This window comes from Streptomyces sp. SID5785 (assembly GCF_009870065.1).
Classification (GTDB): Bacteria; Actinomycetota; Actinomycetes; order Streptomycetales; family Streptomycetaceae; genus Streptomyces.
This window is the reverse complement of sequence record NZ_WWIA01001093.1, coordinates 1-21,474: the sequence shown is the minus strand read 5'-3', so window position 1 is coordinate 21,474 and position 21,474 is coordinate 1. Positions and strand designations below refer to the sequence as shown.

The 21,474-nt window shown below is 71.3% G+C and carries 16 protein-coding genes and 2 pseudogenes; 5 read left to right on the top strand and 13 right to left on the bottom strand.

Annotated elements, in window-relative coordinates; translation table 11 throughout:
- On the bottom strand, positions 1-878 hold an 878-nt coding region (locus GTW43_RS35490; RefSeq protein ID WP_161306085.1), incomplete at its 3' end, for a citrate/2-methylcitrate synthase.
- 97 nt (positions 879-975) lie between these two features.
- Here GTW43_RS35490 and GTW43_RS35485 point away from each other — a divergent pair.
- From GTW43_RS35485 to GTW43_RS35470, 4 genes are all read left to right on the top strand, one after another.
- The gene (locus GTW43_RS35485) at positions 976-2,262 is read left to right on the top strand and encodes a citrate synthase (RefSeq protein ID WP_161306069.1); all 1,287 of its coding nucleotides are present in this window, start codon (positions 976-978) and stop codon (positions 2,260-2,262) included.
- 34 nt (positions 2,263-2,296) lie between these two features.
- The gene (locus tag GTW43_RS35480; RefSeq protein WP_161306070.1) at positions 2,297-3,241 is read left to right on the top strand and encodes a sucrase/ferredoxin-like family protein; all 945 of its coding nucleotides are present in this window, start codon (positions 2,297-2,299) and stop codon (positions 3,239-3,241) included.
- Positions 3,242-3,454: 213 nt separating this feature from the next.
- Positions 3,455-5,110 (top strand): sensor histidine kinase, encoded by a 1,656-nt coding sequence (locus GTW43_RS35475; protein WP_202502345.1) that lies wholly within the window; start codon positions 3,455-3,457, stop codon positions 5,108-5,110.
- The gene (locus tag GTW43_RS35470; protein WP_161306071.1) at positions 5,110-5,787 is read left to right on the top strand and encodes a response regulator; all 678 of its coding nucleotides are present in this window, start codon (positions 5,110-5,112) and stop codon (positions 5,785-5,787) included. The genes GTW43_RS35475 and GTW43_RS35470 overlap by 1 nt, the downstream gene beginning before the upstream one ends.
- Positions 5,788-5,871: 84 nt before the next feature.
- Here the strand turns inward: GTW43_RS35470 and GTW43_RS35465 are convergent, their stop codons facing one another.
- The 6 genes and pseudogenes from GTW43_RS35465 to GTW43_RS35440 all read right to left on the bottom strand — a co-directional run bounded on the left by GTW43_RS35465 (position 5,872) and on the right by GTW43_RS35440 (position 12,846).
- A complete protein-coding gene (locus tag GTW43_RS35465; protein ID WP_161306084.1) occupies positions 5,872-7,482 on the bottom strand; it encodes a cation acetate symporter in 1,611 nt (536 codons plus the stop codon).
- A 146-nt stretch (positions 7,483-7,628) separates the two neighbouring features.
- Positions 7,629-8,153, bottom strand: a pseudogene (locus GTW43_RS35460) (DUF485 domain-containing protein); the annotation flags it as partial.
- A gap of 60 nt (positions 8,154-8,213) precedes the next feature.
- Positions 8,214-8,921: a response regulator transcription factor gene (locus GTW43_RS35455; protein ID WP_161306083.1), complete on the bottom strand. Its 708-nt coding sequence runs from the start codon at positions 8,919-8,921 to the stop codon at positions 8,214-8,216.
- A complete protein-coding gene (locus GTW43_RS35450; protein WP_343246217.1) occupies positions 8,918-10,075 on the bottom strand; it encodes a histidine kinase in 1,158 nt (385 codons plus the stop codon). The genes GTW43_RS35455 and GTW43_RS35450 overlap by 4 nt, the downstream gene beginning before the upstream one ends.
- Positions 10,072-10,578: a DUF1453 domain-containing protein gene (locus GTW43_RS35445; protein WP_161306082.1), complete on the bottom strand. Its 507-nt coding sequence runs from the start codon at positions 10,576-10,578 to the stop codon at positions 10,072-10,074. The genes GTW43_RS35450 and GTW43_RS35445 overlap by 4 nt, the downstream gene beginning before the upstream one ends.
- A gap of 144 nt (positions 10,579-10,722) precedes the next feature.
- The gene (locus GTW43_RS35440) at positions 10,723-12,846 is read right to left on the bottom strand and encodes a DNA topoisomerase IV subunit B (RefSeq protein WP_161306081.1); all 2,124 of its coding nucleotides are present in this window, start codon (positions 12,844-12,846) and stop codon (positions 10,723-10,725) included.
- Positions 12,847-13,288: 442 nt separating this feature from the next.
- On the opposite strand from GTW43_RS35440, the gene GTW43_RS35435 reads away from it, so the two are divergent.
- Positions 13,289-13,519: a hypothetical protein gene (locus GTW43_RS35435; protein ID WP_161306080.1), complete on the top strand. Its 231-nt coding sequence runs from the start codon at positions 13,289-13,291 to the stop codon at positions 13,517-13,519.
- A 159-nt stretch (positions 13,520-13,678) separates the two neighbouring features.
- On the opposite strand, the gene GTW43_RS35430 is transcribed toward GTW43_RS35435, so the two are convergent.
- From GTW43_RS35430 to GTW43_RS35405, 6 genes and pseudogenes are all read right to left on the bottom strand, one after another.
- Positions 13,679-14,530, bottom strand: a complete 852-nt coding sequence (locus GTW43_RS35430; RefSeq protein WP_161306079.1) for a serine protease — start codon at positions 14,528-14,530, stop codon at positions 13,679-13,681.
- 172 nt (positions 14,531-14,702) lie between these two features.
- Positions 14,703-16,256: an RNA polymerase sigma factor gene (locus tag GTW43_RS35425; protein ID WP_202502347.1), complete on the bottom strand. Its 1,554-nt coding sequence runs from the start codon at positions 16,254-16,256 to the stop codon at positions 14,703-14,705.
- A 606-nt stretch (positions 16,257-16,862) separates the two neighbouring features.
- Complete coding sequence (locus tag GTW43_RS35420) at positions 16,863-17,732, bottom strand: FadR/GntR family transcriptional regulator (protein WP_161306077.1); 870 nt, start codon at positions 17,730-17,732, stop codon at positions 16,863-16,865.
- A 163-nt stretch (positions 17,733-17,895) separates the two neighbouring features.
- The gene (locus GTW43_RS35415; RefSeq protein WP_161306076.1) at positions 17,896-19,995 is read right to left on the bottom strand and encodes an ATP-binding cassette domain-containing protein; all 2,100 of its coding nucleotides are present in this window, start codon (positions 19,993-19,995) and stop codon (positions 17,896-17,898) included.
- A 187-nt stretch (positions 19,996-20,182) separates the two neighbouring features.
- A complete protein-coding gene (locus GTW43_RS35410) occupies positions 20,183-20,995 on the bottom strand; it encodes an NUDIX hydrolase (protein WP_237536982.1) in 813 nt (270 codons plus the stop codon).
- A gap of 93 nt (positions 20,996-21,088) precedes the next feature.
- A pseudogene (locus GTW43_RS35405) lies at positions 21,089-21,474 on the bottom strand (glycogen debranching protein); the annotation flags it as partial.

Sequence of the window (21,474 nt, the reverse complement as noted above, 5' to 3'; positions counted from 1 at the left end):
TTGCCTCGCAGCATGCGCGAACGCGGGTCCTCGGTGCGGTAGACGGGGTGCCCGAAGCCCATGATCCGGTCGCCCGCGAGGACCCGCTCACGGATCCAGGGGTCGATCCGGTCGGGCGTGCCGATGGCGTCGAGCGTGTCGAGCGCGCGGCTCGGCGCTCCGCCGTGCAGGGGGCCCGAGAGCGCCCCGACGGCGCCCACCAGGCAGGCGGCGGCGTCCGCTCCGGTCGAGGCGATGACCCGCGCCGTGAATGTTGACGCATTGAAGCCGTGATCAATGGTTGAGATCAGATACTGCTCCACGGCCCGTGCGCGGGATGGGTCCGGCTCCGAACCCGTGAGCATGTACAGGTAGTTGGCGGCGTACGAGAGGTCCTCGCGCGGCTCCACCGGTTCGAGCCCCTCGCCGAGCCGGTGCAGCGCCGTCAGCATGGTCGGGACGACGGCCGCGGCAGCCAGCGTGTCCTCACGGCGCCGCTCGGCGTCGATGTCGTAGACGGGCCGGAAGCCCTGCGAGGCGCCGAACAGCGAGAGCGCCGTCCGCAGGCCGGCGAGCGGACCGGACACCGCCCCGGCGCGTGCCACACCAGGCAGGGCCGCCCTGACCTCGTCCGGCAGGCGGCGCAGCTCGGCGGTCCTGCGCGCGAAGGCTTCCGACTCCGCCCGGCGCGGAAGCTCGCCGTGGATCATCAGGTACCAGACGTCCTCGAAACTGCGGGTCCGAGCGAGCTCGACGGCCGAGTACTGGCGGTAGTGATAGAAGCCTTCGCGCCCTCGGACGTCCCCGAGTGCGGTGTCGGTGACGACGACGCCCGCGAGGCCGCGCGGTACGTCGATGGCGGGGGTGGCGGCGGTGGCCGAGGTCCCGTTGAGCGACATGTGTTCCTCCCTGAACTTGATTCAACTGTCCACTCTTGACTTCAAGCCTGTCAATATTGATTGAATCAATACATGCTTGACGGATACGGTGACGCGCATGAGGGACCAAGAACGGGCAGGCGCCCCTGAACCCCGCCGACTGACGACCCGCGAGACCGCCGAGCGCCTGGGAGTGAAGCCCGAGACGGTCTACGCCTACGTGAGCCGCGGCCAGCTCACGAGCAGGCGCGGGCCCGGGCGTCGCGGCAGCACCTTCGACGCCGCCGAGGTGGACGCACTGGCAGGACGCAACAGGCGGGAGAGCGCCCCGAGTTCAGGACTCGCCGAGCTGTCCGTGAGAACCCGCCTCACCCTCATCGAGGAGGACCGGTACTTCTTCCGGGGGGTCGACGCGACGCAGCTCGCGGCCGCTCACTCCTTCGAGGAGGTCGCGGAGTGGCTCTGGACCGGCGCACTGCGCCCCGGCGCGCGCTTCACCGCCCCCAAGGACGCCCTGACCGCGGCCCGGCGCGCGGCCGGCGCGCTGCCCGAGCACGCCGGCACGGTGGACCGGCTCAGGGTCGCCGCGGTGGCATCCGCCTCGGCCGACCCCCTCCGCTACGACCTCTCCGAGCCCTCGGTCCTGGGGGCCGCGCGGGCCCTCATCCCGACCCTGGCGGCCACGCTCCCGCTCCGGTCCGCCACGTACACCGACGGGCCGCCCATTGCTCAGCGCCTGTGGGGGCGCCTGTCGCACCAGCACCCTGACGAGGCGTCACTGCGTGTGCTCGACCAGGCACTTGCGCTGTTGGTCGACCACGACCTCGCCGCGTCCACCCTCGCCGTCCGCGTGGCCGCGTCGGCGCGCGCGCACGCGTACGCGGCGGTCTCGGCCGGCCTCGGCGTCCTGGAGGGCCCCTTGCACGGAGCGGCGAGCGGCCTGGCCCACCGTTTCCTCCTCGAGGTGCTCGACCGCGGCAACGCGGGCCCCGCCGTGGCGGACGAACTGCGCGCAGGCCGGCGCATCCCCGGCCTGGGACACCGGCACTACAAGGGCGAGGACCCACGCGCTCAGGCGCTGTTCACGGCGCTCGAAGGGCTCCCCGGGGCCGGTCCGGCACTGGCCGCCGCGCACGACGTCGTGGCGACGACCGCCCGCCACACCGATCTGCACGCCAATGTCGACCTGGCGCTCGCCGTCCTGACGACGTCGTACGGCATGCCCGAGGAGGCCGGGGAGACCATCTTCGCGGTCGCGCGCACCGCGGGGTGGATCGCACACGCCCTGGAGGAGTACGACGAGAGGCCCCTGCGGATGCGCCCCACGGGGCACTACATCGGCGCCCGGCCGCCCCAGCCACTGCCCGCGCCACCCGGTGCCCGACCGGGGTCGGCCGGAGCGTGAAGCGGGGCAGGAAGGTCAGGTTAGGCTCCACTGCGTGAGTACGTGCGCGACCGCCTCGCGGGACCTGGACGAGCCGATCGCCGGGACCGCGGCGACCGCGCGGACCTGGCTGCTGATCGAGCAGCCCGGCCCGTGGGGTGCCAAGGCCCTGACCTCCAGCCACCTCGACCCCGCCGTGGGCCGCGCCCTGGAATCCGCCGCGGAGGGAACCGGCGTACGGGTCGCGCTCGTGCGGCGTCCCGGCCGTCACGCCGACACGCACGCCCCGACACGCCACCAGGTCTACCTGGCGCACACCGCACCAGGTAACGCCTGGCTGCGCAGCGGCACGGTGACCTCCCCGGAAGAGCTGCGGGCGCTCGACTTCGCCGCACTCGGAGCGGGCGACCACGGCGGCTTCGGTGAACCGCACGGCGGCGCGCCCCTCGCCCTGGTCTGCACGAACGGAAAGCGCGACCGCTGTTGTGCGCTGCTGGGCCGTCCCCTGGCGGCCGAGCTGGACGCGGCCGGCGAGGAAGGCGTCTGGGAGGTCACGCATCTCGGCGGCCACCGCTTCTCGCCCACCCTCCTGGTCCTGCCGTACGGGTACGCGTACGGGCGGGTCACTCCGGCCTCCGTCCGGGAGATCCTTGCGGCCGTCCGCGCGGACAGGATCGTCACCGAGGGGTGCCGGGGGAACTCCGCCTGGGACCGGCCCGGACAGGCCGCTGAGCTGGCCGTGCGGCGCATGCTCCCCGAGAGCCGTGCGGGCGCCCTGGACGTGTTCGACTCCCTGGCCGTCGACGGCGACGAGCCGCGCTTCGAGGTGACCGTCGCGCACGAGGACGGGCGGCGATGGACGGTCGGCGTGGCTCAGCGCGCGTCGGCGCCGCCGCGTCCCGAGAGCTGCGGTGGCGCCCTCGGGTCACCGGCCCGGATGGATGTGGTGGCGGTGCACGAGGTGGCCGCGCCGTCGGCAGCCCTCAGCCCTTCCCGGTAGAACTGCGCGCGGCCCGGTGTGACGCCGGGCCGCAGGGCTCCTAGCACCCCATCGGCCGACGACCGCAATACCCCGGGCGGAGAACGCGGCATCTCTGGTGGTGTGGCGCAGCGCGCCGTGCCGGACGCGATCCGCACCGCAAGAGGCAGCCGGACGAGATCCGCACCACAAGGGGTACTGAACCCGGCGGACCGGCCCGTACCGTTCGTCATCATGAGCACGACCTCCCCCGCCCGCCGACTGCGCCTCGGGATGCCCCGGCGCGTCTTCTCCCAGGTGCTGCTCATGCAGGTGGCGATCGCCGCCGGAGTGGCGGTGCTGGCCACCGGGCTGTTCCTGGCGCCCCTGAGCGATCAACTGGACGATCAGGCGATGCGCCGCGCCCTGGCCATCGCGCAGACCACGGCGGCCCAGCCCCAGATCGCGGCAGACCTCGAGGCGTCGCGCCCGACCCCGGGCGGTCCCGTGCAGGCCGAGGCCGAGCGCATCCGGCGGGCGAGCGGCGCCGAGTACGTCGTGATCATGAACATGCGCGGGATCCGCTGGTCCCACACCGACCGCGCACGGATCGGCAAGGTCGTCTCGACGAACCCTCACGACGCGCTGGCGGGCCACGAGGTCATGGAGATCGACGACGGCACCCTCGGCCGCTCCGCACGCGGGAAAGTGCCCCTCAGGGGCGCTGACGGGGCCATCCTGGGCGCGGTGTCGGTCGGCATCGAGTACGACAGCGTCCGCGCCCGGCTGATCCACGCGATCCCCGGTCTGTTCGCCTACGCGGGCGGCGCACTCGCCGTCGGCGCCCTGGCCGCCTACCTGATCTCGCGCAGGGTGCAGCGACAGACGCGCGACCTGGCCTTCTCCGACATCGCCGCGCTGCTCACCGAGCGCGAGGCGATGCTCCACGGCATCCGGGAGGGCGTGGTGGCTCTCGACCACGACGGCCGGATCCGGCTCCTGAACGACGAGGCACAGCGCCTCCTCGGCGTCGGCGGCGCGGCGATCGGCGAACCCCTGGAGACGGCGCTCGGGCCCGGCCGCACGACGGACGTGCTCGCGGGCCAGGTCACCGGAACCGATCTGCTCACCGTCCGCGGACAGCGCGTCCTGGTCGCCAACCGCATGCCGACCGACGACGGCGGCGCCGTGGTCACCCTCCGCGACCGGACGGAGCTGGAGCAGCTGGGGCGTGAACTGGACTCCACCCGGGGCCTGATCGACGCCCTGCGCGCGAAGGACCACGAGCACGCCAACCACATGCACACCCTGCTCGGCCTCCTCGAACTGGAGATGTACGAGGAGGCCGCCGAATTCGTGGGTGAAGTGACCGGAGCCCACCGGGCGACCGCCGAGCAGATCACGGAGAAGATCCAGGACCCGCTGCTCGCCGCTCTCCTCGTTGGCAAGGCCACCGTCGCGGCGGAGCGAGGCGTCGCCCTCGGCGTCTCGTCCGACACGGCTCTGCCCGACCGCCTTGTCGATCCGCGCGGTCTCGTCACGATCGTCGGCAACCTGGTGGACAACGCACTCGACGCGACGGCCGCCTCCACGCGCCACCCGCGCGTGGAGGTGGCCCTGCGAGCCGAGGGGCGGACCGCGGTGCTCACGGTGCGCGACACCGGACCGGGGGTCCCCGCCGACCAGCGCGAGAGCGTCTTCGTGGAAGGCTGGTCCACGAAGGAGCCGCCCGCACACGGGAAGCGGGGCATCGGGCTGGCGCTCGTCCGACGGCTCGCGGAGCGCCAGGGCGGCACCGCCACGGTGGCCGAGTCCGCGTCCGGGGGCGCGGCGTTCACGGTCGTCCTCCCGGAGGCGCTCGGCGGATCCACGGCGCGGGAGCCCGCGCCCGACGTGACCGAGGAGGTGTGATGATCGACGTCCTGGTCGTGGACGACGACGCGCGCGTGGTGGACGTGAACGCCGCCTATGTGGCGAAGGTTCCCGGCTTCCAGGTGGTGGGCAAGGCGTACAGCGCGGCCGAGGCCGTGGCCCGTATCGAGGAACTGGACGTCGATCTCGTCCTGCTCGACCACTACCTGCCCGACGAGACCGGACTCTCGGTGGCCCGCACGGTACGCGAACGCGGTCACCAGATCGACGTGATCATGGTGACCGCGGCGCGCGATGTCGCGACGGTCCAGGCCGCGATGCGCCACGGAGCGCTGCAGTACCTGGTGAAGCCGTTCTCGTTCGCCGGACTGCGCGACAGGCTCGAGGCCTACGCGGCTCTGCGACGCACCCTGGAGGGCGGCGGCGAGGCCGAACAGGCCGAGGTCGACCGGATCTTCGGGGCGCTGTCGGCCACGCCCGCGCCGGAACTGCCCAAGGGGCACTCCCCCACGACGGCGGACCTCGTGCGCAAGGCCATGATGAGCGCCGAGGGGCCGCTCTCGGCCCAGGAACTGGCCGACCGCACCGGGATCAGCCGGCAGACCGCACAGCGCTATCTGAAACTGCTCGAGCGCACGGGCCGGGTCCGGCTCAGTCTCAAGTACGGGGACACGGGCCGACCCGAGCACCGCTACGCATGGGTGGCCAGTCACTGAACACGGCGGAACCGGCCCCCTGCCGCCACGCCGGGCTCGACGTGTCCGGCAGGGGTCCCGGTCCCGCGCGTCCCGAGGGCCGTCTCAGACCGCTCCCGCGCCCGTGAGCGCCCGTACCTCGGTCTCTGCGTGCTTGGCCTCGTCCGGCGGCTCCTGGGACGTCACCGTGCCCACCCAGCCCGCCAGGAAGCCCAGCGGGATGGAGACGAGGCCCGGGTTCTCCAGCGGGAAGACGTGGAAGTCCACCCCGGCGATCAGGGAGGTGGGCCCGCCGGAGACGACCGGGGACAGGATGACGAGGACGAGCGCCGGTACGAGCCCGCCGTACACGGACCACACGGCACCGCGCGTCGTGAAGTTCCGCCAGAACAGCGAGTAGAGCAGCACCGGCAGATTGGCGGACGCCGCGACCGCGAAGGCCAGGCCGACCAGGAACGCCACGTTCAGGTCCTGTGCGAGCAGCCCGAGCGCGATCGCGAGCACGCCGATCCCGGCGGCCGCCACCCGTGCCACGGCGACCTCGCTGTGCTGCTTGCCCGTGGGCCGGCCCGCCCGGTCGCGCCGGCGCAGGGAGGCGTACAGGTCGTGCGCGACGGACGCCGAGGAGGCCAGGGTGATCCCGGCGACGACGGCGAGGATCGTCGCGAAGGCGACCGCGGCGACGATCGCGAACAGCACGGTGCCGCCCGTCGAGGAGGCTCCGCCGCCCAGGTCGAGGGCGAGCAGCGGCACGGCCGTGTTCCCCGCGGCGTTCGACGTGCGGACGGCGTCCGAACCCACGACGGCGGCGGCGCCGAAGCCCAGCACGATCGTCATCAGGTAGAAGCTGCCGATGAGGCCGATCGACCAGACGACCGAGCGGCGGGCCGCCCGCGCGGTGGGCACCGTGTAGAAGCGCGACAGGATGTGCGGCAGTCCGGCCGTGCCCAGGACGAGTGCGAGGCCCAGGCTGATGAAATCGAACCGGGCGGTCCAACTACCGCCGTAGTGCAGGCCAGGGGCGAGGAAGTCCGTGCCGTGTCCGCTGCGCTGCGCGGCGGCGCGCAGCAACTCGTTGAAGTCGCCGTGGAAGCGTGCCAGGACGAGGACGGTCAGGGCGATGGCACCGGCCATGAGCAGGACGGCCTTGACGATCTGGATCCAGGTCGTGGCGCGCATGCCCCCCATCGAGACGTAGATGACCATCAGGGCGCCGACGCCGACGACGGTCCAGGACTGGGCGGCCCCGCTCGTGCCGCCCAGCAGCAGCGCCATGAGGCTGCCGGCGCCGACCATCTGCGCCACCAGGTAGAGCACGGAGACCGTGACCGAGGACGTTCCCGCCGCGATTCTGACCGGGCGCTCACGCATCCTGGCCGCCACGACGTCCGCGAGCGTGAACCGGCCGCAGTTGCGCACCAGTTCGGCCACCAGGAAGAGCACCACGAGCCAGGCGACGAGGAAGCCCACGGAGTACAGCAGGCCGTCGTAGCCGTAGAGCGCGATGAGGCCGGAAATGCCGAGGAAGGAGGCAGCGGACATGTAGTCGCCGGAGATCGCGAAACCGTTCTCCATGGGGGAGAACAGGCGGCCGCCCGCGTAGAACTCCTCCGCCGAGCCGTGGCGGTTGCGGCTCACCCAGGTGGTGATGCCGAGAGTGACCGCTACGAATGCGCTGAAGAGAACCAGCGCAAGGGTCTGGTGTGTTCCGGTCACCGCTGTCCGCCTTCGCTCCGCGCCGCACCATGGACGCGCCCCGTACCGTCCGCTCCCGCCGCGCCCTCGGCACGTGACGGTCCGCCCGCACCGGAGGTGCCGCTGCGGCCCTCCAGGGGTGAACCGTTCGTGCGGGCCGCGTGGTCGATACCCCGGGTCATCTCCTGTGTGTCCCAGCGCAGTTCGAGCGCAGCCCGGTCCCGGCGCAGGCGTGCGTGCCGCGCGTACATCCAGGTCAGCAGGAACGTGCTGGCGAACTGGCCGAGCCCCGCCACCATCGCCACGTTCACCGATCCGGCCACCGGCCGGGCCATCAGGTCGTGCGCCGTGGTCGCGGCCACGACATAGGCGAGGTACCAGACGAAGAAGACCGCGGCCGCGGGAAAGACGAACCTCCGGTAGCGCCCGCGCACCTCTTGGAAGGCCGCGCTGCGCTGCACCTCCAGATAGATCCCCGCCGCGCTCCGCTCCCCTGGCACGGGCTGGGCGGGCACGGCCGGCGCGGGAGCGCCCGATCCGTCCAACTCGCCCCACCCCGAGGCCAGCGCGTGGTGCCACGGGTCACCGGTGCCACGTCGATCACCGGCCCGGGGCTGCGCCGTCTCGCGCCCGTCGTACTTCTCCACCGAACTCTCCTTGTCCGCGGCCGCTTCGGCCGCGGACCCAAGGATGGACAGATCGGGAAGATCCCGGACTCTCCTCGCATGCCCTTCACCCCATTAGGTGATGAACTAGGGGGTTGAAGTGCCCGGAGGGGTCGCCAGCCCGTGCCGATAGGCATAACGCACGGCCTGCGCACGGTCCTTGAGGCCGGTCTTCGCGAACAGGTTGTTGATGTGGGTCTTCACCGTCGCCGTCGAGACATGCAGAGCTTTGGCGATCTCCTGGTTGCTCAGACCGTCCGCGATCAGGGCCAGGACCTCCCCTTCCCGCGCCGTGAGCCCGTCGGGCGGCTCCTTGGGCTCGGGGGCGGGGCTCTCCGGCTGCGACAACCGGTCGAGCAGCCGCCGCTGGATCTTCGGCGAGAGTCCCGCGTCACCGGACAGGACGTCCTCGACCGCACGCACGATCTCGTCGCCACCCGCGTCCTTGGTCAGATACCCGCGCGCGCCGGCCCGGAGCGCGGGGAAGAGCGACGCGTCGTCGGCGTACGTGGTCAGGATGACGACCTGGGTGCCCGGATACTGCTCCCGGATCCGCCTGGTCGCCTCGGCTCCGTCGCACCGCGGCATCCTCAGGTCCATCAGCACGACGTCCGGGGACAGCTCCGCCACCAGCGAGAGCGCCTCCTCACCGTCACCGCCGGATCCGACGACCTCGATCCCGGGCAGCAGGCCCAGCAGCATGACGATGCCCTCGCGCACCACTGTCTGGTCGTCGACCACCACCACGCGGGCCGGCGGCCTGCCCACGTTCTCCCCCACCACGCCCGCGCTCATACGGGAAACCTCAACCTGACCACGAAGCCCTCCTCCTGCGGACCTGCCTCCAGCGAACCGCCGAGCAGCTCGGCGCGCTCCCTCATCCCCAACAGACCGTAACCGGAGCCACTGACAGTGAGATCGCCCGGCGGCTGCGATGCACCCGAATCACTGATTTCCAGGGCCACTTCGTCCCGGCGGTAGGCGAGCAGCATCGAGGCCTCCGCTCCCGGAGCGTGCTTGCGCACGTTCGTCAGTGCCTCCTGCGCGACGCGGCGCACCGCCTGGGACGCCTCCGCGGTCAGCGGTCTGCGCTCTCCCTCCACGGCGAGCGTCGTGCCGCCCGCGGACACGACGAGGTCGCGCAGGAAGTCCTCCAGCGGCGTCATCTCTCCGCGCAGCGCGGAGAGCGCCTGGCGGGTCTCGTCGAGTCCGTCCCGCGCCATGCCCCGGGCCGCGACGACACGGTCGAGGATCTGCTCGCGGTCCGCTCCGCGCTCGATCAGCAGCCGGGCGGCCTCCAGGTGCACGAGCTGGGCCGAGAGACTGTGCGCGAGGACGTCGTGGATCTCCCGGGCGATCCGGGACCGCTCGGCGAGGGCGGCCGACTCCGCCTCGGCCTTGCGCGCCGCGCGCTCCTGCACCAGGAGCCGCTGAGCGCTCCCCCGCGCCTCGGCGTCCAGACGCAGTACGTAGCCGGACAGGCACAGGCCCACGGCGATGGCCGAGGTGGTGAGCCAGGAGTCATTGTTGACCAGGACGAACGCGACGAGCGACACGGCGGTGGCCGGTGCCGCGGCGACGAGGGGGAGCCGCTCCAGCGCGGTGACGGCGCAGCCGCACCAGAGCACCACGGCAGGTCTGTCGAACCCGATGGCCTGCGCCGCCACCGCAAGCGCGAGGAGCAGCGCGAAGAGGCCGAGGGACGGCCACAGCCGATGCTGGAGGGTCGTCCGATAGAAGGCCCAGGCGGCGACTCCGGCGACCACCAGTCCCGTCGGCGCCGCGACGACGGCCCATCCCGGGACGTCGCGCTGGGTGACGGCGCTCCACAGCAGGATCGCGATCACGACCACCCTGACCAGCCAGGACAGCATGCGGCGCGCGCGGGTGAGTCCCTCGCGGGAGAGCGCCTCCCGCGAGGGCCAGGCCCTCACATCACGCTGACTCACCCGCGGTCCTCCCAGGCCGGCTGCCGCACGCCGCCGGCGTACGACGGGTCGAGTGCGCCGGCCCGCCACATGAGCATCCCGGACCGGACCAGCAGGGAGACCGCGAAGCCGAGCATCAGCGCGGAGGTGCCGAGGTGGATGCCCATCGCCAGGCCGACGCCGGCGAGCCCGGCGCGGGCCGCGATTCCGCCCGCCCAGGTGCCGACCGTCGCGACCGTGCCCTTGGTCCAGACGTCCCCGGCGTCGTCGGACCACAGGCGCGTCGTCTGGGCCCAGCCGATCCCGATGCCGATGCTGACCAGGAGCTCGACGACGAGGAGGACCACGGAACCCGTCGCGTGGTGCGGGTCGGTCAGCCCGCCTTGCCTGAGTCCGACGAACCCGAGGACTGCGGGCAGCAGCCACCACTTTCGGTCCATCGACAGGCGTTCGGTCCTGAACTGGCGCACGACGACGAGCACGACTACGGCGATGATCACCAGAACTTCGGTGGGCCCTGACATGACGGCCTCCGGGGAGCGGTCGGAGCGGAGTGGTTCAACGCCTTCGACGCTACGGAAGTCTGCCGGTCAGGAGATCGGAGCCGGGGTGGATCGCGGGTGGATCAAGCGGCTCCACCCGTGGGTGGAGCCGCCCGGCCGGACCGGCTACGCGTCGATGCGCGAGCGGTCGAGCGTCGCCGCGGAGCTGCTGATGAACTCCTTGCGCGGCGCCACGTCGTTGCCCATGAGCAGGTCGAAGACCTGCTCGGCCGCGTCCAGCTCGCCGATGTTGATGCGGCGGAGGGTGCGGTGACGCGGATCCATCGTGGTCTCGGCCAGCTGGTCGGCGTCCATCTCGCCCAGACCCTTGTACCGCTGGATCGAGTCCTTGTACCGGACGTTCTTGCGCTGGAACTCGAGCAGCGTCTCCCGCAGCTCCCGGTCGGAGTACGTGTAGACGTACTTGTCCTGGCCCTTCTTGGGCTGGACCAGCTCGATGCGGTGCAGCGGGGGCACCGCGGCGAAGACCCGGCCGGCCTCGACCATCGGACGCATGTAGCGCTGGAAGAGCGTCAGGAGGAGGCAGCGGATGTGAGCGCCGTCGACGTCGGCGTCGACGAGCAGGATGATCTTTCCGTAGCGCGCCGCGTCGAGATCGAAGGTGCGCCCGGAGCCCGCTCCTATGACCTGGATGATCGCGCCGCACTCGACGTTCTTCAGCATGTCCGAGACGGACGACTTCTGGACGTTCAGGATCTTGCCGCGAATGGGCAGGAGAGCCTGGAACTCGGAGTTCCGCGCAAGCTTCGCGGTGCCGAGCGCGGAGTCCCCCTCGACGATGAAGAGCTCGCTGCGCTCCACGTCGTCACTGCGGCAGTCCGCCAGCTTCGCGGGCAGCGACGAGGACTCCAGCGCGGTCTTGCGGCGCTGCGCGTCCTTGTGCTGGCGCGCGGCGATGCGGGTCCGGGCCGCGGCGACGGCCTTCTCCATGACCGCACGGGCCTGCGCCTTGGCGTCGCGCTTGGTGGAGGTCAGGAACGCCTTGAGTTCCTTGGCCACCACATTGGCGACGATCCGGTTGGCCGCCGAGGTGCCGAGCACCTCCTTGGTCTGCCCCTCGAACTGCGGCTCCGCGAGACGCACGGTGACGACGGCGGTGAGGCCCTCGAGCGCGTCGTCCTTGACGATGTCGTCCTCGGCGACGCGCAGCAGCTTCTGGCTGCGCAGGACCTCGTTCACCGTCTTGGTGATCGACCGCTCGAAGCCCGTGACATGGGTGCCGCCCTTGGGGGTGGCGATGATGTTCACGAACGACCTGAGGGTCGTGTCGTAGCCCGTGCCCCAGCGCAGTGCGATGTCCACGCCGAGCTCGCGGGTGACCTCGGTCGGCGTCATCTGGCCGTGGTCGTCCAGGACCGGGACGGTCTCCTTGAAGCTGCCCTGACCGGTGAGGCGCAGGACGTCGCAGACGGGCTTGTCCTGGGCGAGGTACTCACAGAACTCGCTGATGCCGCCGTCGAAGCGGAAGGACTCCTCGCCCTTGCTGCCGCCGTCTCCCAGACCGAACTCGTCCCGGACGACGATGGTCAGGCCCGGCACGAGGAACGCGGTCTGGCGGGCGCGCTGGTGCAGCGTCTCCAGGGAGAGCTTCGCGTCCTTGAGGAAGATCTGGCGGTCCGCCCAGTAGCGGATCCGGGTGCCGATGCGGCTCTTCGGGACCTTCTTGACCTTGCTCAGCCGGGCCGAGGGGTCGAAGGCGGCGTCAGGACCCGGCTTGGCGAAGGCGCCGGGGACGCCCCGCCGGAAGCTGATCGCGTGCGTGTGCCCGCCGCGGTCCACCTCGACGTCGAGACGCGCGGACAGCGCGTTGACCACCGAGGCGCCCACGCCGTGCAGACCGCCGGAGGCGGCGTAGGAGCCACCGCCGAACTTTCCGCCCGCGTGGAGCTTCGTCATGACGACCTCGACCCCGGAGAGGCCGGTCTTGGGCTCGACGTCCACGGGGATGCCGCGGCCGTTGTCCCGCACCTCGACGGAGCCGTCGTCGTGCAGGATCACCTCGATGTGGTCGCAGTGGCCGCCCAGAGCCTCGTCGACGGAGTTGTCGATGATCTCCCAGAGGCAGTGCATGAGGCCGCGGCTGTCGGTCGAGCCGATGTACATGCCCGGTCGCTTACGAACGGCTTCGAGCCCCTCGAGGACCAGCAGGTGCCGCGCGGTGTAGTTGGAACCGTCACGGTCTGCTCCGGTCAGCAGCGCTGTGGACGGCACGGACGTCTCGGCGGTCACGCGGTTCGCTCCTCGCTGAATTTCAGATGGGGCCCTTATGGGTAAAGGGCCGGCGTCGGTCGCGCGTCAGAGCCTACCGAGGCCTGGTAGAGCCGTTGTCACGCCACCCTCACCTCGACCTAGACTAGTCCACGCCCGCACGAGTGTTCGATCCCTCGATGGAGTGAAGCACACATCACGTTCCCTTCCAGGCATGAACCATTTAGGCTCCGGGCACGTCCTCATTCACAACCGGCAACCCAGCCGGTGGGGACCGACCTGACGGAACGCGCGAACCCGTAAGACACGTAAGAGACGCAATACGGCACATTCGCCGCCACCCGGCGACAGACAGCCGGCCTCGAAGAACTTTTTTCGAGGAAAAGCCGCGAGCGGGAACGTTTTCGGCCTGGTTGGATGTTGACCCTGGTACGACAGCTCGTCGAGCTAGAGAAGAGGCGACGTGACTACTGTTCTGACCCCCGCGAGCCCGCTGACGGCCGCTGACCGCTGTGACCGTTGCGGCGCCCAGGCATACCTGCGCGTCGTACTCCTCAGCGGTGGTGAACTGCTCTTCTGCGCCCACCACGGTCGCAAGTTCGAGCCGGAACTCAAGAAGATCGCCGCTGAGATACAGGACGAGACGGAGCGGCTCACCGCTGTTCCGGCAAGCGCCGAGACCGAGGAACGCTGACGCCTCGCACCCACGACGAGCCAGCTCCGGCATCAGGCCGGTGATCGGGCGGCCGCCCCTGCACCCCAGGGACGGCCGCCCGTCCTCGTACCCGGACGGCCTGCGGGGCAGAGGGACACCCGGAGAACGCCTTACACGCCGCCGGACGACCCCCGCCGTCTACGCACCCCGGGAAAGCTCCGAGGTGCGCTTCTCCAGCACCTTCACGGCGTCCGAGACCCTCGTGTAGACCCCCGGACTCCCCGGACGCCCACAGCCGCTCCCCCAGGACACCAGGCCGATCAGACGCCCCCTGGCGACCAGCGGGCCACCGCTGTCCCCCTGGCAGGCGTCCTTGCCGCCCTGGGGCTCTCCCGCGCAGAGCATCGAATCGGCGCGGTACGTGCCCTCGGGGCCACCCGGATAGGCCCTCCGGCACAGACTGTCCGCCAGCACCTGCACGCGAGCCGCATGCAGCGTGCGCGCGTAGTCCCCCGTCCCACTCGTGTCACCCCACCCGTACACGGCCGCACCCGTCCCGGGCCGGTAGGCGGGATCGCCCCCGTCGGCCATCGGGATCACGTACCCGGCCGGCAGCGCCTTGGACAGGGTGATGACGGCCACGTCCCCGGCGTTCGTCCGCTCGTCGTAGTCGGGGTTCACCCATGTGCTGCGCACCGGGATCTCGGCCCCCGCCGTCGACTCGAGGTCGTCGCGACCGGCGATCACCTTCAGGTCGCGGACCTGGTCCCCGGGGCCGCCGATCACATCCCGGCCCAGGCAGTGAGCCGCCGTGAGCACGGTGGACCGCGCGACGACGACTCCTCCACAGAACTGTCCCGCCCGGGTACCCCCGAACCGGTCACGACTGGACAGGGCCACGGTCCACGGGCTGTCGCCCACCTTGACCTGCTGCCCCCCGACCACCCCGTCGTCGGCGGCCGCGTGTGACGGCGAGGCCAGGGGCGCCACGGCCACCGCCGCCAGGACGGCCACGGACGCGTTCAGCACTCTCGCACGGGCATGACGCATACGGTCTCCTCACTCTGGGCTGTCACAGCACACCCAGAGTGATCCACACCGATGCGGCGCGCACCGCGAGCAGGGCCCTGGAGCCCCCGGGGGACCCGATCCGCAGAAAGGCCCGGCACTCCCCACGAACGGGGCGTGCCGGGCCTTCTGAGGGTTGCTCAGGAGCCGTCTGCTAGTCGAGGTAGTCGCGCAGCACCTGCGAGCGCGACGGGTGACGCAGCTTCGACATCGTCTTGGACTCGATCTGGCGGATGCGCTCACGCGTCACGCCGTAGACCTTGCCGATCTCGTCGAGGGTCTTCGGCTGACCGTCGGTGAGACCGAAGCGCATCGACACGACGCCGGCCTCACGCTCGGAGAGCGTGTCGAGCACGGAGTGCAGCTGCTCCTGGAGGAGCGTGAAGCTCACCGCGTCGGCCGGGACGACAGCCTCGGAGTCCTCGATGAGGTCACCGAACTCGCTGTCACCGTCCTCGCCCAGCGGGGTGTGCAGGGAGATGGGCTCACGACCGTACTTCTGGACCTCGATGACCTTCTCGGGGGTCATGTCGAGTTCCTTGGCCAGCTCCTCCGGGGTGGGCTCGCGGCCCAGGTCCTGGAGCATCTGGCGCTGCACGCGCGCGAGCTTGTTGATGACCTCGACCATGTGCACCGGGATACGGATGGTGCGGGCCTGGTCGGCCATCGCGCGGGTGATCGCCTGGCGGATCCACCACGTGGCGTACGTGGAGAACTTGTAGCCCTTGGTGTAGTCGAACTTCTCGACCGCGCGGATCAGACCGAGGTTGCCCTCCTGGATCAGGTCCAGGAAGAGCATGCCGCGGCCGGTGTAGCGCTTGGCCAGCGAGACGACGAGTCGGAGGTTGGCCTCGAGGAGGTGGTTCTTGGCGCGGCGGCCGTCCTCGGCGATGATCTCCAGCTCGCGCTTGAGCTTCGGAGCGAGCTTGTCCGCGTTCGCCAGCTTGTCCTCGGCGAACAGGCCGGCCTCGATGCGCTTGGCGAGCTCGACCTCCTGCTCGGCGTTGAGCAGCGGGACCTTGCCGATCTGCTTCAGGTAGTCCTTGACCGGGTCGGCGGTGGCGCCGGCCGCAGCGACCTGCTGCGCGGGGGCGTCGTCCTCGTCGTCGTCGGACAGGACAAAGCCCTGGCCCTCCGCCGCCTCGGGCTCGCCCTCGGCCGTCTTGCCGGCGGCGGCGGGGGTCTCCTCGGTCGCCTCGTCCTCGAGAAGGTCGTCGTCCTTCTTGGAGGCCGTCTTCTTGGCGGCGGTCTTCTTCGCGGTCGTCTTCTTGGCGGTGGCCTTCTTGGCCGTCGCCTTCTTCGCCACGGCCTTCTTGACCGGCGCGGCTTCCTCCTCCGCCGGGGCCTCCACGACCGGGGCCTCGGGGGCTGCGGTGGCGGCGACCTTCTTGGCGGTGACCGTCTTGGCCGCGACGGTCTTGGTGGCGGTGCGCTTGGCCGGGCTCTTGGCTGCAACGCTCTTTCGGGGACGCTTGGGCTCAGCGGCACTGACCATCAGCGTCACACCCTCTTCCTCGAGGATCTGGTTGAGGCTGCGCAGAACGTTCTTCCACTGAGTGGCCGGAATCTGGTCGGCCTCGAACGCACGGCGCACGTCGTCGCCGGCGATCTGGCCATCAGCCTTTCCCCGCTCAATGAGCGCCATGACAGAGACGGACTCGGCGATCTCCGGCGGGAGCGTACGGGATGTGCTGGCCGACACGAACAACCTCTCGGAACGTTGGAAAACGGCTTCCGGCCCCGTCCTGTGTGGACCGGAGCCGACGACCGCCGACTTGGGGATGGGCCGGCGGCGCGGGCGGGACCGGGGAGTTACACAGCGCCACGAACGGCTGCCGTATTCCCTCCTCGGCTGTCACCTCTTAGGTCATCGCGCTGCCCCGAGGAGCGTTACGCCCAATCTGCGTGGCCCGAGTCACACCCCGTAAGAGGACAATACTTGGCGTATGCGTGCATATCCGGTCACGAGGCGGCCCGTACCGAAGCGACTCACCTGTACCGGAGCGACCCGCGCTACCGAAGCGACCTGCCGTACCGAGGGAACCCGCCGTACCGAGGCGACCGGCCCGCGCAGAAGCCGCCGGGCTCGCTTCGGCACGTGACGCGTGCCCGGCATGTGACGCGTGCCAGCATGTGACCCGTGCCGGCACGTGACGGACGCGGCCACGCCACGGACGGAGCGAGTCGCCGGACGGCACCCGGTCTCCCTTCGGACGACCCAGGCACCCCGGCGACATCGCGGCGCTCACTCCGGCCCCGGCTCTCCCGATCGCCCGTGTGGCGGTACGTTCCTCCACCGGCGCCCGCCGGAGCCTCAGTGCTCGCGGGGGCCCGGCACCAGGTGAACGGTCAGGAGCTGCCGCATGGCCGCCTCGGCGCCGACGCCGTCACCGGCGGCCAGCGCGTCGACGATCCGGGCGTGGTGCGCCACCGTCGCCTCGTTCGGCCGGTCGCAGCCCGTGACGGGACCACCGGAGACCTGGAGGGCGGCCGAGACGATGCCGGAGAGGTGCTCCAGCATGCGGTTGCCCGCGAGCTGGATGAGGAGCGCGTGGAACTCGGCATCGGCCCGCGAGAAGGTGATCGAGTCCCCCTGCCCGAGCGCGTGCCCCATGATCTCCACCATGTCGGAGAGACGTTGCTGCAGATCCTCGCGGCCGTGTCCGGCGGCAAGACGTGCGGCCAGCGGTTCGATCGTCCAGCGCAGCTCGCCCAGCTCCCGCCGCTGGTCGTCACGCTGCGGCCCGAACGCCCGCCACTCGATGATGTCGGGGTCCAGCAGGTTCCAGTCGCTCACGGGGCGCACGCGCGTGCCGACGTTCGGCCGGGCGCTGACGAGGCCCTTGGCCTCCAGGACGCGCAGCGACTCGCGGACGACGGTGCGGGACACCTCGAATCGCTGGCCGATCTCCTCGGGCACCAGCGGGCGGTCGGCACCCAGGTCGCCGGAGACGATCATCTGCCCCAGCTGCTGGACGAGTTGACCGTGCAGACCGCGACCGCGGCTGCCCGCTGGGCGCCGGCCGACGCGGCCGAGGTCCGAGTCGGCGCCGTCCCACACGGGTGCGCCGGAACGCTCGGCGTGAACCTCCGCGTAAGGGTAGTGATCGAGGTCGCCCTGTCCTCCGATGCCGGATTCGGCGGAGCGGGCGGTGGTCATCATGGTGTGCGCAAGGGTACTCACGGAATCTGTTGTCGGCGTCGCCCCCAACTCCCTTGAGGTCTTTGGTGAAAAGCACACGAAAGGGTGATCGCCGCTCTCGCTGTAATTGACGCCTTATCGGAAAGAAATGAGCGTTCCAGGGGGAGTTGTGGGCGCCCCCGTTCCCGAAGCGCGCACGGAACCCTCATCGCACCCTGGGGCGCACCACCGTGAGCACATATGCGCAGAGCAGGGCCGTGAGCGACAACATCAGCGCGCCACCGACCGGTTGAGCGATCATTCGCACCCCGCCGGCCACATAGCGTTCGGCCCCGAACGGCCAGTGGACCAGCGTGAGGCCCTGGAGCCGGCCCGGCAGGCCGGCCGCCGTTCGCACAGACGGTCCCTCCATGGCCTTCTGTACGAGTGGGACGATCACAACCGGGACGGCCACCACGGCGGCCAGACCCGCTGTGGTGGACCGGAAGACGCCGGAGGCCAGGACACCCGCCCACGCGCAGGCGACAAGGAGCACGATCCAGTTGACGCTCAACGAGATCCAGTCCGTGGGAACTTGTGTGAGCTCCGGGCCGTATACCAGATGAAGCAGAGCGGCGTCGCAGCCCACGACGAGCGTCGCCAGGATCATGGCGGTCGCCGCGCCGACGGCCAGTTTGGCGGTGAGCAGCCCCAGTCTGCGGGGGACGGTCCCCCGGTCGGCGGCTAGTGCGGGATGGCGGAACTCGTCGCCGAACGAGAAGGCCCCCAGCAGCCCCGCGCCCACGGCGGCGGGCGGCAGGGGAAGCTCGTGCGGCCAGGCAGCCAGCAGCCGGGACTGCGGGGTGTGCCCCGCCCTGGCGAGGAAGACGGAGAGGATCGCGGACATGACGAGAGCGAGACCGGCAGTCACGTAGCCGGTGGGGACACCGGTGGCACGGCGGACCTCATAGCGGAACGGACGCAGAGGGCTGCGTGCAGAGCGCACCGTGACTGGTGGGGGCAAGGGGGAGAGCGTCGGTGTCTCCGGGCGTCGCAGGGCGCCAGGTGACGTCTTCTCGCGGCCTGCGGAGATTTCTCCCCTGCGCTCGGAGGCGCCTGGGGTCTTTGCGGGCGAGAGCTTGCGACGCCCGTCGTCGAGAGGCACGAAGATGCTCTCTCCCCCGTGCTCCGCGGACTGCGCCTCAGGGTTGTCCGGTGCGATGCTGCGCGGCCCGTGGGTGCCCTGCGGCGGAGGCGTGAGGCCGCCGTCGACCGGGGCCGCGGGGCGTCCGGGTTCCGCGCCGTCACCATGAGCGGCCGCATCGGGCTGAGCGTTCCGCGCCGTGCGATCTCCCTGGTCTCCGCGCTCGGGCCCAGCGGGCCGGCCAGCGGGGTCTGCGGGTTGCCCGTGGTCCGTCGGGGAGGCGATCGGCGCCGCGGCGCCCTTCTGCGGGCCTGCGTCCCCGGTCTCGTCGGCGAGCTGATGCACCAGGATCCCGTGCCGGAAGGCGGTCTCGCCCACGTCGGCGCACGTGCTGCCGTACACGGAGAGGCGGCTGCCGTCCTCGGCGACCACCTCGACGGTCCGCTTCGCCATACGGGCTTCCTTCGCCAGGAGTGCGCCCAGGCGCGCCGCGTGCGGGCTGCGCACGGCGACGCGTGGACGCAGTCGGGTACGGGCGAAGTCGCCGGCCTTCTGGTCGGCGAGGACCTTGCCGGCGTCGAGCGTGACGACATGGTCGGCCGCCCGTGCGACCTCCTTGGCGTCGTCCGAGGTGAAGAGCACGGTGCCGCCGAGATCCGCGTACGCCCGCAGCGCGCCGTGCAGCCATGTGCGTTCGCGAGGGGAGAGGCCGTTGGAAGGGCCGTCGAGCACGAGAGTGTGCGGATCCGCCAGCAGCGCCGCGGCGAGCCCGAGGCGCCGGTCCATGCCGCGCGACAGCGTCCCGAGACGCTGGTCCCGCAGGCTCACCAGTCCTACTGCCTCCAGCACTTCGTCCGCCCGCTGCGCGGGGACACCCGCCACTGCGCACAGCATGCGCAGTTGTCCGCGCACCGACCGGGCCGGATGCCCCGGCACGTCGCCAAGCAACACGCCCACCTCGCGTGCGGGGTGCGGAATGCGATGCAGGGGGCGACCTCTGAAGTACGTGACGCCCCGGCCTTGTTGAAGCTCGAGCATGAGGCGCACGGCGGTCGTCTTCCCGGCGCCGCGCGGGCCGAGCAGGGCCGTGATGCGACCGCCGTGCGCCTCGAAGGACACGTCGTCGACCGCGGGCGGGCCCTCCTTGCGGGCGTTGCTGGTCAGTCCGATGGCCTGGATCATCGCTTCTCTCGCAGGAGGGAGACCGCTCGGCGGCCGGGGCCCGTCCATCGGTCCTACGACAGCGATCCCCGTGGGTACCGCAGCAAGATAACGCGAGATTTCCGGCTTTTCGGGCAGGGTGCGGGCGTGGATACCCCTGCATCCCCTCTGCGTGTGCCGGGGTTGCCCGCGCCTGGGCCCGGAGGGCTCAGACCTCGGGGCGCAGCATCGGCGGGTTGAGCAGCGTGGCCCCGCCCGCACGGAAGAGCTGGGCGGGGCGGCCGCCCTGACGCGTGGTGGTGCCGCCCGTCGGCACCAGGAAGCCGGGCGTACCGGTCACCTTGCGGTGGAAGTTGCGCGGGTCGAGGGCGACTCCCCACACCGCCTCGTAGACGCGGCGCAGCTCACCGACGGTGAACTCGGGCGGGCAGAAAGCCGTGGCGAGGGAGGAGTACTCGATCTTCGACCGGGCCCGCTCGACACCGTCCGCGAGGATCTGCGCGTGGTCGAACGCCAGCGGGGCCGCCTGCTCCCCCTCGCGCTCCCCTCCGCCCGGGTGGTCCATCAGCGACTCGACGGGGGCCCACCGCGCGCTGTGCGCGTCGCCACCGGCGCGCGGCGCGGGCAGGTCCGGAGCGAGTGCGAGGTGTGCCACGCTGACCACCCGCATCCTGGGGTCCCGCTTGGGGTCCCCGTAGGTCGCCAGCTGCTCGAGGTGCGCGCCGTTGTCCTGGGCCGGGACGCCCGGGTCGTGGGCTCGCAGCCCCGTCTCCTCCGCCAGCTCCCGCGCCGCGGCCTCGGTCAGGTCCTCGTCGTCCCGGACAAAGCCACCCGGCAGCGCCCAGTGCCCCTGAAAGGGGGGCTCACCTCGCCGTACGACCAGCGCGCACAGGGCATGTCGGCGCACGGTCAGGACGACCAGGTCGACGGTGACAGCGAAGGGCGGAAAAGCCGACGGGTCGTAGGGTGGCATGCGACGATCATAGTCGTCTGCCTGACGATAAACACCTCCTTCGCGCATCGCCGCAGCGCTCACCGCAGGGTTCCACCCCGGCTTCCGCCGGATGTCCGCCCCGGTATCCGCCCCGGCCTCTGCCGGGTGCGGGACCACCCCTCACACCCCCAACTGCAGCCCGTCCGCGGCCTCCTCGACCATGGCGAGGCCGAGTCGGGTGACGCGCACGGCAAAGGCCTGCCCGGCGATCTGGAGACCGGTCAGTCCGATCTCACCGAGGGGCGCGCTGCGCATCGGCGACAGGGCGACGGTCCGGGCCGGGGCATCGGGTCGGACACCGGCGAGTGCGACCAGGAGGTGGACTCCCCCGGCAGCGGCCACCGCAGCAGGTCTGCACGCGGCAGGGTGCGGCACCGGCGCGCTCCCCACGGTGCGCTGCTCGCCCGCGTACATCTCCGGCAGGCGGTGCCCGAACGCTTCCGCGGCATCGAGCAGGCCTCTGAGCAGGGACACCGCTTCCTTCTCGTAGCCGGCGACGGCCAGTC

Excerpts from the sequence above, each read along its gene's own strand:
- GTW43_RS35430 (WP_161306079.1), bottom strand. The coding sequence starts at position 14,530 with ATGCGTCATGCCCGTGCGAGAGTGCTGAACGCGTCCGTGGCCGTCCTG.
- GTW43_RS35415 (WP_161306076.1), bottom strand. The coding sequence starts at position 19,995 with ATGATCCAGGCCATCGGACTGACCAGCAACGCCCGCAAGGAGGGCCCG.
- GTW43_RS35445 (WP_161306082.1), bottom strand. The coding sequence starts at position 10,578 with ATGTCAGGGCCCACCGAAGTTCTGGTGATCATCGCCGTAGTCGTGCTC.
- GTW43_RS35470 (WP_161306071.1), top strand. The coding sequence starts at position 5,110 with ATGATCGACGTCCTGGTCGTGGACGACGACGCGCGCGTGGTGGACGTG.
- GTW43_RS35485 (WP_161306069.1), top strand. The coding sequence starts at position 976 with ATGAGGGACCAAGAACGGGCAGGCGCCCCTGAACCCCGCCGACTGACG.
- GTW43_RS35410 (WP_237536982.1), bottom strand. The coding sequence starts at position 20,995 with ATGCGCGAAGGAGGTGTTTATCGTCAGGCAGACGACTATGATCGTCGC.
- GTW43_RS35475 (WP_202502345.1), top strand. The coding sequence starts at position 3,455 with ATGAGCACGACCTCCCCCGCCCGCCGACTGCGCCTCGGGATGCCCCGG.
- GTW43_RS35455 (WP_161306083.1), bottom strand. The coding sequence starts at position 8,921 with ATGAGCGCGGGCGTGGTGGGGGAGAACGTGGGCAGGCCGCCGGCCCGC.